Annotated in this window: 11 protein-coding genes; 3 read left to right on the top strand and 8 right to left on the bottom strand. The window is 46.5% G+C overall.

The window, feature by feature from the left end; translation table 11 throughout:
* Positions 1-143: 143 nt before the first annotated feature.
* The 7 genes from RHEIN_RS16105 to zwf form a co-directional block, all read right to left on the bottom strand.
* On the bottom strand, positions 144-404 hold the full coding sequence (locus tag RHEIN_RS16105) for a hypothetical protein (protein WP_008900042.1): 261 nt from the start codon (positions 402-404) through the stop codon (positions 144-146).
* 170 nt (positions 405-574) lie between these two features.
* Positions 575-874, bottom strand: a complete 300-nt coding sequence (locus RHEIN_RS16110) for a hypothetical protein (protein WP_040555294.1) — start codon at positions 872-874, stop codon at positions 575-577.
* A 298-nt stretch (positions 875-1,172) separates the two neighbouring features.
* Positions 1,173-1,829 (bottom strand): bifunctional 4-hydroxy-2-oxoglutarate aldolase/2-dehydro-3-deoxy-phosphogluconate aldolase, encoded by a 657-nt coding sequence (locus tag RHEIN_RS16115; RefSeq protein WP_008900043.1) that lies wholly within the window; start codon positions 1,827-1,829, stop codon positions 1,173-1,175.
* 4 nt (positions 1,830-1,833) lie between these two features.
* Complete coding sequence (locus RHEIN_RS16120) at positions 1,834-2,802, bottom strand: glucokinase (RefSeq protein WP_008900044.1); 969 nt, start codon at positions 2,800-2,802, stop codon at positions 1,834-1,836.
* Positions 2,795-4,627: a phosphogluconate dehydratase gene (gene edd / locus RHEIN_RS16125; protein ID WP_008900045.1), complete on the bottom strand. Its 1,833-nt coding sequence runs from the start codon at positions 4,625-4,627 to the stop codon at positions 2,795-2,797. Before edd ends, RHEIN_RS16120 begins: the two co-directional genes overlap by 8 nt.
* A 19-nt stretch (positions 4,628-4,646) precedes the next feature.
* Positions 4,647-5,342 carry a 6-phosphogluconolactonase gene (gene pgl / locus RHEIN_RS16130; protein WP_008900046.1) on the bottom strand — a complete coding sequence of 232 codons (696 nt, stop codon included), beginning with the start codon at positions 5,340-5,342 and terminating at the stop codon, positions 4,647-4,649.
* A 2-nt stretch (positions 5,343-5,344) separates the two neighbouring features.
* The gene (zwf, locus tag RHEIN_RS16135; protein WP_008900047.1) at positions 5,345-6,817 is read right to left on the bottom strand and encodes a glucose-6-phosphate dehydrogenase; all 1,473 of its coding nucleotides are present in this window, start codon (positions 6,815-6,817) and stop codon (positions 5,345-5,347) included.
* 264 nt (positions 6,818-7,081) lie between these two features.
* Here zwf and RHEIN_RS16140 point away from each other — a divergent pair, with 264 nt between their 5' ends.
* Both RHEIN_RS16140 and pyk read left to right on the top strand, forming a co-directional pair.
* The gene (locus tag RHEIN_RS16140; protein ID WP_008900048.1) at positions 7,082-7,939 is read left to right on the top strand and encodes a MurR/RpiR family transcriptional regulator; all 858 of its coding nucleotides are present in this window, start codon (positions 7,082-7,084) and stop codon (positions 7,937-7,939) included.
* A gap of 198 nt (positions 7,940-8,137) precedes the next feature.
* On the top strand, positions 8,138-9,577 hold the full coding sequence (pyk, locus tag RHEIN_RS16145; protein ID WP_008900049.1) for a pyruvate kinase: 1,440 nt from the start codon (positions 8,138-8,140) through the stop codon (positions 9,575-9,577).
* A 68-nt stretch (positions 9,578-9,645) separates the two neighbouring features.
* Here pyk and RHEIN_RS16150 read toward each other — a convergent pair whose 3' ends face one another.
* Positions 9,646-10,575: a DMT family transporter gene (locus RHEIN_RS16150; RefSeq protein ID WP_008900050.1), complete on the bottom strand. Its 930-nt coding sequence runs from the start codon at positions 10,573-10,575 to the stop codon at positions 9,646-9,648.
* Positions 10,576-10,878: 303 nt separating this feature from the next.
* Here RHEIN_RS16150 and RHEIN_RS16155 point away from each other — a divergent pair, with 303 nt between their 5' ends.
* Positions 10,879-11,856: an ATP-dependent 6-phosphofructokinase gene (locus RHEIN_RS16155; RefSeq protein WP_008900051.1), complete on the top strand. Its 978-nt coding sequence runs from the start codon at positions 10,879-10,881 to the stop codon at positions 11,854-11,856.
* The last annotated feature ends 67 nt before the right edge of the window (positions 11,857-11,923 follow it).

An 11,923-nucleotide genomic window follows, 5' to 3' on the forward strand; every position in this document is an offset into this window, starting at 1 on the left:
CTTGTGCCTCCCCCGTCATTTATGAATTTTTCAGTAAACCATTCAACCCAAGGCGCAATATTCAAGACCTGACACCATCCGTGATACTCAGTCGGGCTGAAATAACCAAGCCTTTTGCGTCCTTTTAAGCGATTTGTTACGGTTTATTTATTAGGCTCATAACCTTCTGTTTTCATGCATTCTCTTGCTTTCAATAACCCCATAAAAGCAGGTCCATCAGAGTCAACAGTCATTGTTCGACTGGCACGAATATAGTCACATTTTTTTATTGCCGCAGAAACAGCTGCATGGTCTATAAGCAAGCCATCAACTCTTTGCCAACCAATTGGTTTTTCATGAGTTGCAGTACAGCCGACACAAAACAATACCAAACTTGCAACCAAAGGGGTTTTTAAAAATCGCATATTTTCTCCGTAAGGATTTCTTTTGTTGATTAGTGATTTTGATACATGTAAAACCTGGCATGTAGCTCAGATTGAGCCAACATAACGCCGCCAACACAGGCCGAGAGTAGCGAGGTCCAGTGCAATGCGTTTTTTGCATTGCACGATTGTGCTTGGCCTTGTTAAGTGTTTTACGCAGCGCATATTTCTGCCTTTGTTTGCTTTGGTACATTAACCCAGATTGTGGTATTAGAAAGCTTTAGCGTTACTCCCAATCCGGAAGCTACAACACTGACAATTTGCTTAAACCAGTCGGAGTGACTCCATTTCCTCGGAGTAGGAGCTTTGAAACCTTTTACTTCATTGTCCCAGCAAACATCAGCCGCCTCTCGATAAATGTATTGATACATGGGCTTGCCGCCGCTTGCGAGCACGATAAACATTTCCCCGTTTTCGAGTATCTCAATTTTGGATATTTCTTCGATTTCCATAGTGACACTTAACAATTTAATAGAAGGGGTTCTGCCCGCAAGTCAAACATTTTTCTGCCTTCTTTCCTGAATTTTACTCATACCAAATTAACGCTGATGTATCTCTATTTCAACAGGTTTTTCTGAAATCACTAAGATCCTGGCCGACAAAATCTGTACAAGCTGTACGCTAGTTGTTCATCGTTTTACTCAAGATACACTGCTGTGTTTTTTAACAGTGGTACCGCTGTAATCCCAAGCCAATAAAAAACCCGACCAAAGCCGGGTTCTTTACATCAAACTAAACAACACAAAAGCATTACTTCTGCACTGTTTTCGCTTCTTCCACTGCTGCTAAACACAGTTGTGTGATTTTATGCCATTCTTTGTTTTGAATAGCATCGTCCGGCACTATCCAGCTGCCGCCTACGCAACGTACGTTGGGTAAGGCCAGGTATTCTTTGAAGTTTTTCTCGTTGATGCCGCCTGTTGGGCAAAAACGTATATCAGAGAATGGGCCGTGAATAGACTTTAAGGTTTTTACGCCGCCTGCTGCTTCTGCCGGGAAAAATTTAAAGTGGGTGTAGCCTACTGCTGTACCTTCCATTAATTCAGAAATACTGGCAATGCCCGGAATTAATGGGATCACGCTGTCTTTGCCTGCTTGCAGCAGCTCGCGGGTCGAACCCGGGCTGATGGCAAAACGGGCACCTGCCGCTATCACTTCTTCCAATTGTTTGGCTGTAGTGACAGTACCAGCGCCTACTATGGCGTCAGGCACTTCAGTCGCTAATAAACGTATTGCATCTAAAGCCACAGGAGTACGTAAGGTCACTTCCAGTACTTTAATGCCACCTGCCACTAAGGCTTTTGCCATAGGAACAGCGTCTGCTAAATCTTTGATCACAATGACGGGCACCACAGGGCCTTGTGCGAACAAAACGTCAGGTTGTAGTTGCCAATTTTCAAATGCCATAGTGTTAACTCGCCATATGTTGTTTTAAGTAGACTGCACAGCCGGTTAAACCTGGTTGCTCTGCAGTGACGACAAAAGTTGCAATACGGCGGTTAAAATCGGTAAACCGGCCTTTTGCTTCAAATCTGCTTCTGAATTCGCTTTGATTCATAAGCGGCAATAATTTGGGGGTAATACCACCAGCGACAAAAACGCCGCCAAAGGTACTTAATGTCAGGGCTAAATCCCCTGCCAAACCACCTAAGCTGGCAAAAAACTGCTCGATAACGGCTTTGCATAAAGCACAGCTGCCATCTAAAGCTTTACCTGCAATCTGAGCAGCGTTTAATGGCTCCACCACTTTGTTATTAAAAGCGGCGATCGCCAGATACAAATCTTCCAAACCAGGGCCTGATAACAAACGTTCAGGGCTGACATGGCCGTATTTGTTGGCTAAAAACTTCTGGATAAACCATTCCTGTTCGGTCTGAGCGGTAAAATCGACATGACCGCCCTCGCCCGGTAATGGCACATAACCTAAAGCCGTTGGAATTAAATGCGCTACACCTAAACCTGTGCCGGCACCTAACACTGCCATAGGTTTAAACTGATCGGCATGGCCTTCGCCAATTTGCACCAGTTCAGTAGATTTCAGCGCAGGTAAGCTCATGGCCACAGCAGTGAAGTCGTTCAGCACGATAAACTCGGCTAAATCTAAATCGGCTTTCATGCTGCTTACAGAAAACTGCCAGTGAAAGTTAGTCATTTTGACAAAATCACCTGTCACAGGACAGGCAATGGCCAAAGCCACATGACGGATAGCCGTCAGGCCTTGTTGCTCGCGGTAAAACTGCAAAGCGTCGGCCAGGGTGTCAAAATCAGCACAAGGATAAACGGCAACGTTATCCAGGTGCAGAGTTTCTAAATCAACACGGCTAAAACGTGCGTTAGTGCCACCAATATCAGCAACAATAGCAAACTGGATATCAGCCATGGTACTGATCCTCTGTGTTAAACAGACTGCAAGCCCCTTGTTCTGCACCAGTGATCACCATACGCATACCGCCAAACATCTCGCGGCCCATGCCCCAATGACTATCACTCATATCACGGGTTGCAGCTTCACGTTTAGCCAGCTCTTCATCAGAAACCATTACTTTCAGCACGCCGTTAATACCGTCCACAAGCATCATATCGCCGGTCTGGATCTTGGCTATTACGCCACCGTCTACAGCTTCCGGTGTGACGTGGATAGCAGCTGGCACCTTACCTGAAGCACCAGACATACGACCGTCTGTGACTAAAGCCACATGGAAACCCCGGTCTTGTAATACACCAAGCGGTGGCGTCAGTTTATGCAGTTCTGGCATACCGCAGGCACGAGGGCCCTGGAAACGTACGACTACGACACAATCTTTATTTAAATCACCGGCTTTAAAAGCGGCATCTAATTCATGCTGGCTGGAGAATACAACAGCAGGAGCCTGAACTATTTCAGTACCTTCACGCAGCGCTGAAGTTTTAATTACACCCCGGCCTACGTTGCCGGATAACACCTGCAAACCACCGTGATCTTTAAATGGTTTAGCGGCATCAGCCAAAACTGTTAAATCAGAAGACTCAGTCGGGCCATCAACCCATACTAATTTGCCGTCCTGCAGTACAGGAGTTTGGGTGTAACGGCGTAAACCCGGGCCAGCCACTGTATGTACATCTTCATGCAGCAAACCGTTGTCTAATAAAGTACGAATTAAATACGCCATACCACCAGCCTGCTGGAAGTGGTTAATATCAGCCTGGCCATTCGGATAAATTTTGGTGATCAGTGGTGTTGCATCCGACAGCTCGGCAAAGTCATCCCAGTTCACAATAAAACCAGCAGAACGGGCTACAGCTATTAAGTGCATAGTGTGGTTGGTCGACCCACCAGTGGCTAACAAGCCAACAATACCGTTCACTACAGCTTTGACATCAACAATTTGCGCTATTGGTAAGTAATCGGTGCCTAAGTCGGTTAAACGAGTCACCTGACGAGCTGCAGCTTTAGTTAATTCATCACGCAATGGCGTGCCAGGATTAACAAAAGAAGAACCAGGTAAATGCAGGCCCATCACTTCAACTACCAACTGGTTTGAGTTGGCCGTACCGTAAAAGGTGCAAGTACCGGCGCTGTGGTAAGAGGCAGATTCTGAATCTAATAACTCTTCATTGCCTACTTTGCCTTCAGCATACAGCTGACGAACACGGGCTTTTTCTTTATTTGGAATACCAGATGGCATTGGGCCTGCTGGCACAAACACAAAAGGCAGGTGACCAAAACTTAAAGCGGCCATCAGTAAACCCGGCACTATCTTGTCACAAATGCCCAGCATCATGCCGCCGTCAAACATATTGTGCGACAGGCCAACAGCTGCAGACATGGCAATAATGTCGCGGCTTAATAAACTAAGCTCCATGCCTGGCTGACCCTGAGTCACACCATCACACATAGCTGGCACGCCACCGGCAAACTGAGCCACACTGCCCACTTCAGCCACTGCGGCTTTGATAATGGCCGGGTAAGCTTCGTAAGGCTGGTGTGCAGAAAGCATATCGTTGTAAGAAGAAATAATACCGATGTTCGCTTTAGTTAAGCTGCGTAAATCAGTTTTTTCCTGAGTGGAACAAGCTGCAAAACCATGAGCCAGATTGCCACAGGCCAAAGCTCCGCGGTGCGGCCCCTTGGCACGGGCCTGTTCCATCCGCTGCAGATAAAGCGCACGGCTTTTTTCGCTGCGTGCCGCTATTCTGTCTGTGACCTGTTGTATAACCGGATTCATGTTAACCTCGTCTTGTCGATTAGTTAGCTGTAAACATTACATGCACAGGGACCTGCTGCTGTTGCAAAAACGCCCGTACAGGCATTTGCAAAGGGTCCTGACCTGCCATGGCCTGTTCCAGAACGGTTAGCTTCTTGGGGCCAACCAAATGTAAATAAATCACAGCGCTATTGAGTAAGCGTGTTTTGCTTAAACTCAAACGCTGGTAAGGCGCAGTAGCAGGTGTAACCGCTAAAGCCACTGGTGCATCGGCAGCTAAACCAGCCTGAATTTCTTTGCTGCATGGAAATAAAGAGGCGGTGTGACCGTCTTCACCCATGCCCAGGATCAATACATCAAATTCAGGTAAAGCTTCTATGCGCTGTGCCACTGTCGCCGCACCTTTATAGGCGTTGTCCGGTGATGCACTGTCAAATAAGCTGATAAAACATGCAGTTGCTGCTTTGCCTTGCAATAAGTTGGCTTTGACTAAGCCTTCATTGCTATCAGCATGAGTTTCAGGCAACCAGCGGTCATCCGCCAAAGTGATAGTCACACGTGACCAATCCAAATCAGTTTCTGACAGGGTTTTAAATAAAGGCAAAGGAGTTTTACCGCCAGACACTACTAAAGTGGCTGCACCTTTTTGGGCTATAGCCGCCGCTAAACGGCTGCTGATCTCGCTGGCAAACTGCTGATTTAACGCAGCGCTAGAATCAAAAGTATGAAGTTGCATTGTTATTCGTCCCAGTTTCTGTCTTCACGCGCCAATAACGAAATAGCGGATACAGGGCCCCAGGTACCAGCCTGATAAGGTTTTGGTGGCTCGTTCGTCACTTTCCATGCGTCCAGGATACCGTCGACCCATTTCCAGGCTTGTTCCACTTCATCACGGCGCACAAACAGATACTGATTGCCTAACATGGCTTCCAGTAATAAACGCTCATAGGCATCAGCAATACGCTGCGATTTAAAAGTTTCATCGAAACTTAAGTCCAGCTTGGTTTGTTGCAGCTGCATGGTTTCACCCAGACCAGGAATTTTGTTCATGATCTGAATTTCAACACCTTCGTCCGGCTGCAAACGAATAATCAGCTTATTGGCTGGCAACTGTTTGTAGGTTTCGAAGAAAATATTGTGTGGCTGCGGCTTAAAGCAAATGACTAATTCGCTCATTTTTTTCGGCATACGTTTGCCTGTTCTTAAATAGAACGGCACACCAGCCCAACGCCAGTTGTCGATATCCACTTTAATAGCCACAAAAGTTTCGGTTTTGCTGTTTGGACGCGCATCTTCTTCATCCAGATAACCTGGAACCGGAGTACCAGCCACATAACCGCCCGCGTATTGACCACGAACCGTTTTTTCCTGCACGTTCGACACATTAATAGGACGCAGCGCTTTTAAAACTTTTAACTTTTCATCACGAATACTGTCTGCATCCAGACGAGCCGGAGGCTCCATCGCTATCAGCGACAACACTTGTAATAAGTGGTTTTGTACCATGTCACGCATTTGACCTGCGTCATCGTAGTAACCCCAACGCCCTTCTACCCCAACTTCTTCGGCCACAGTAATTTGCACATGGTCAATGGCATTGTGGTCCCAGTTGGCGGCAAAGATAGAGTTGGCAAAACGCAGCGCTAACAGGTTCAGTACTGTTTCTTTACCTAAGTAATGGTCAATACGGTAGATTTGGCACTCGCCAAAGTATTTGGCCACTTCATCGTTGATCACTTTAGAGGAAGCTAAATCGTGACCAATAGGTTTTTCCAGTACCACACGGGCCGGCTCTGCCGACAAACCCGCAGCTGATAATCCTTTACAGATATTGCCGAATAAAGAAGGAGCAGTCGCAAAATAACTGACCGGAATACGTTTTTTCGGATCAGTCACAGACTTTAAGGCTTGATAATCGCCTTCTTTACTTAAGTCGACCTGCACATACTGCAGTTTGGCTTTTAAGCGAGCTAAGACGTCAGCTTCCAGCGGTTCTTTAATAAATTTCTGTAAGTTGATTTCAACCAGCTCTTTATAGCCATCTAAATCCATTTCATCACGGGCTACGCCTATGACTTTGCTGTCGGCATGCAACAGGCCGGATTTTTCCAATTGATATAAGGCTGGCAATAGTTTACGGCGCGCAAGGTCGCCCTTAGTACCAAAGAGAATCAGATCACAGGCTTTGTTGTGTGGTGCTGTTGTTGTCATGAATGACCCTTGATTAGATGTAATTTTACAACACTTAGCCGCATACTAGCCGAGCAAAAGCCAGATGTAAACCAGATAAGTTGTAATTAAATTACAGAGACGCTAAAGTTTTGACTATTCTCATATAATAAGGCAGCCTAGGCAATGAATCAGCTGCTTTGTCGTAACTTTATCACTATTTTGCAGTGGCACCAGGTTGTATAACAAAGCGAGTTACAACATTTTGCACTGTGTTGTTCAGTGTTTTTCAGTCAGGAAAATCCGATGAATGTGTTGGAAAAAATAATTAATAGCGTCAACAGCTTCAGTAAATCAGAGCGCAAAGTCGCCGACGTGATCCTGGCCAATCCGCAAACCACTATTCACAGTAGTATAGCGGCTCTCGCCAAAATGGCGGATGTCAGCGAACCTACAGTGAACAGGTTCTGCCGTCGTCTGGACACCAAAGGTTTCCCGGATTTCAAACTGCATTTGGCGCAAAGTCTGGCCAACGGTACACCTTATGTAAACCGTCATGTGGAAGAAGATGACGGCCCAGAGGCTTACACAGCGAAGATTTTCGAATCTACTATGGCTGCATTAGATGCTGCACGCCAAAACGTTGATATTCTTACCATTAATCGTGCCGTGGATGTACTCACTCAGGCCAAAAAGATCTCCTTTTTTGGCTTAGGCGCTTCAGCTTCTGTGGCCCATGATGCACAAAACAAGTTTTTCCGTTTTAACGTTCCTGTGGTTTGTTTTGACGATATTGTGATGCAGCGCATGAGTGCTATTAACAGCGCTGAAGGTGATGTAGTGGTTTGTATCAGCCATACAGGCCGTACGAAAAACTTATGTGATATCGCTGCTATTGCCCGTGAAAACGATGCAACAGTGATAGGTATCACAGCCTACGACAGCCCTTTAGCTAAAGAATGTACCCTGGTGTTGTCGCTGGATGTGCCTGAAGATACTGATATGTATATGCCGATGGCGTCCCGTGTAGCGCAGCTGGTATTGATAGATATTCTGGCGACTGGCTTTACCTTACGCCGTGGCACTAAATTTCGTGAAAACCTGAAAAAGGTCAAAGACAGTTTACGTGGCTCACGTTTTGATAAAAAAGACTTTCAAAACTAATGGCTGCATTGGTAGCAACATTTGTCACAAAGAGGGGTTTCCTGTAAGGAACCCCTCTTTTTTTAGCCGTAAACAGACTAAACAGGTCGGACAACCGACAAAAGCTGAAAGTTTTATTCAAACTGCGGCTATATTCTGTAATAAAATTACATTACACTAAAACAGACCCATCCATAGATAAGCTTTCAGGAGCTCTTGATGCCCAGAAGAACTAAAATAGTCGCCACCCTTGGACCAGCAACGAATTCACAAGCCGCTATAGAGAAATTGATCCTGGCCGGTGCCAGCGTATTTCGTTTCAACTTTTCCCATGGCAGTGCCGAAGATCATAAACAACGCGCTGAAATGGTGCGTGCTGCAGCAGCCAAAACCGGCGTTCACGTAGCCATTCTGGGTGATTTACAAGGCCCTAAGATCCGTGTCTCTACCTTTAAAAACAGTTCAGTGATTTTAGAAGAAGACCAACACTTTGTATTAGACGCAGATTTGCCAAAAGGCGAAGGCGACGAAACTCAGGTGGGTATCGACTATAAAGAACTGCCTGCTGACGTTCAGCCAGGTGATGTGCTGTTATTAGATGATGGCCGTATCCAGATGGTGGTTGAGCATGTGGTTGGCCAACGTATTCATACCAAAGTCTCTGTGGCTGGCAAACTCAGCAATAACAAAGGTATTAACCGTTTAGGCGGTGGCTTGTCAGCCCCTGCCCTGACTGAAAAAGACAAAACCGACATCTCCTTAGCCGCTTATATAGATGTAGATTATCTGGCCGTGTCTTTCCCACGTTGTGGTGATGATTTACGTATCGCCCGCGAATTAGCCCGTGCTGCTGGTTCTGAAGCTTTAATTGTTTCTAAAGTAGAGCGTGCTGAAGCTGTCGCTGATGACGAAACTCTGGACGATATTATCCGCGCATCAGATGCTGTCATGGTGGCCCGTGGTGATTTAGGTGTAGAAATTGGTGATGCCGAGTTAGTTGGTCAGCAAAAACGTATTATTGCCCGCTCACGTCAGTTAAACCGCGTGGTGATCACTGCGACTCAGATGATGGAGTCGATGATTGAAAGCCCAATGCCAACCCGTGCTGAAGTGATGGACGTTGCCAACGCAGTGCTTGATGGTACAGATGCGGTGATGTTGTCAGGTGAAACAGCGGCAGGTAAATACCCGACTGAAACCGTCAAAGCTATGGCCCGTGTCTGTGATGGCGCCGAGAAACACCCTCGAGTGCAAATTTCCAAGCACCGTATGGATGTGGCTTTTACAGAAATCAGTGAAACTATTGCTTTGTCCGCTATGTATGCTGCGAACCACTTAACGGGTATTAAAGCCATTATCTCGTTAACTGAGTCGGGTTATACCGCTAAACTGATGTCGCGTATTACCTCGTCTCAGCCCATTTATGCGTTATCACGTCACCAGAAGACCTTAAACAAAATGGCGCTGTACCGTGGTGTGTACCCGGTATTTTTTGACAGCACTCAGAATCTGGGTCAACAAAAAGTATCAGCCGCTGCTATTGAAGCTGTGCAGGAAATTGCTCACTTAAAAAGTGGCGATTTAGTGATTTTGACCTACGGCGATATGATGGAAACTGTAGGCGCGTCGAACACCTGTAAGATAGTGCAAATTAATTAAGTGATTGCTTGAATGTAAAAGGCGCCTACTTATCAAGTGAGTGGCGCCTTTTTTGTTTGTGGCTAATTTTAGTTTATCTTTTGCCTCAGCATTGGCGCTAAGGCCGTCAGCATTGAACCCACTACCACCAATAAAGCTCCTACCCAAGCCCAGCCATTCAGTGACTCACTGGGAAACTGCGGATAAAAATAAGCCAATAACTGGGCAAAACCTATAGTCAACAGTGGCGTAATAGCCAATACAGCACTGACGTTAGCGGCTTGCCAATGCTGTAGGGCTTCTGCAAAAGCACCATAAGCCACAATAGTATTCAGACAACAAAACAGCAGGATGCCCCATTGCCATGCTGACAAGTCCAGCACTGGTGCCAACTCAACAGCAGGCATAAAACACAAAGCACCGGCCATATAAATCAGCCACATAATTTGTTGGGAATTAAAGCTCATCAACAACTGTTTTTGCGCTAAGGCATAACAAGCCCAGGCTACAGCCGCTATTATCACCAGCAGCACACCTACAGCTTCAGAACCAAACTGGGTGAGCAATAAGGCCAACCTGTCGTTAAAAAACAGCAACAAGCCAAAGACCAGTAACCAGGCACCGATTTTTTGCCACAGCAATAGACGCTCTTTAAACAAATATACGGCGCCCAACATCATCAGAAATGGCGCCAGTTGGATTACCACTTGAGCCGTTTCTGCGGTCAGCAAAAACAAACCATTCAGATACAAAATGTAATTAAGCAATAAACCAGCAACGGCAATCAGGATCAACAACTGTTTTCGTTTAGTTAAACCACGCAGCGAAGGAATTTGTTTGCGCGCCAGCAACACCAGCCCTACCAGCACAGCAGCCACCAAAAAACGTATCCAAGTGATGGTAGATGCCGACATCGAATTTAATAACCATTTCAGCGCTATAGGCAACAATCCCCATAACACAGCTGTTAATAACGCCAGACTAAAACCCAGACCAACACGGCCAGACGACTGATGCATACCCTCTCCTTTTCCTAAGCCTTATTATCCTCCAGAAGCTTCCGTCTTGTCTCTGCAGTTCGGCCTGCAGCGGAGAAAATAAGCCAGAATGTGCAGTTCTTGCAGCAGATCAATACGCGGCCTTGTTTATACGTTAGGATAAGCTCATTTCCCCTTCGTACTTGAAGCTGCAGCTTTGTTACCTGCGTGCTCTCGCCCCAGTCACATAGGACACTATGCTCCTGGGGTCTCACGCACTTGTCGCCTCTCTGCAACTCCAATTACTTTGGGTATCGTCCAGACACAAGCTATAAGGATAACAAGATGAAACGAATTGGTGTCTTAACTTCCGGCGGTGATGCGCCTGGCATGAATGCCTGTTTACGCGCATTGGTACTGACAGCTCATGCCAATGAATTGGAGGTGATTGGCTTTCAGCGTGGTTTTAACGGTGTTATCGATCAGGAATATCAGACCTTATCGCCTTATCATGTCAGCGGTATTATTCAGGATGGTGGCACCCTCTTAAAAAGTGCCCGTTGCCCGGCCATGCTCACTGAAGAAGGCCTGAAGCAGGCCGCAGAAAACCTGCATGATCTTGAACTGGATGCCTTGCTGGTGATAGGCGGTGATGGCAGCTTTCGTGGCTGCCTTGAGCTTGCCCCCTATTACCAGGGCAAGCTGTTAGGTATTCCAGGCACTATAGACAATGATGTGGATGGATCAGATTTCAGTATTGGTTTTGCCACAGCTTTGGATACAGCTCTGGATGCCATAGATAAAATCCGCGATACAGCGGATGCCTTTGAACGGATTTTTTTAGTCGAAGTGATGGGACGCCACACTGGCTATTTAGCTGTAGCTGCTGGTATAGCCGCAGGTGCTGAGCAAATTATCTGCCCTGAACTTGCGTCTGAACTGGATTTGGACAAAATAGCCGAACATGTGGAACAAGCCCGCAAACACAGAGGCAATTGCAGCTATATCATAGTCATTGCCGAAACTATGTATCCGGGCGGCGCCTCGGCTTTAGCTGCAGATCTGGAACAACGAGGCATCGAATGCCGGGCTTCTATTTTGGGTCATATTCAGCGTGGTGGCCGTCCTGTCGGGGCCGACCGTATTCTGGCGACTAAATTAGGTGCCTTTGCGGTGGAACAGCTAGTACAAGGCGCGCATTTAATGATGGCAGGAGAAATCAACGGCAAAGCGGGTTTGTATCCTTTGGCATTAACTGGGGATAAGAAAAAACAAGTCGACAGTTATTTGTTACGCTGGCAACAGCAGGTTGCGCAGTACTGATTGAATGTTCGAAAAAAAACCTCCGCAAGGCTGTCTCTTGATCACATCTCATGCTCAAGAGACAGTA

It is taken from the genome of Rheinheimera sp. A13L, from assembly GCF_000217935.1.
Taxonomy (GTDB): Bacteria; Pseudomonadota; Gammaproteobacteria; order Enterobacterales; family Alteromonadaceae; genus Pararheinheimera.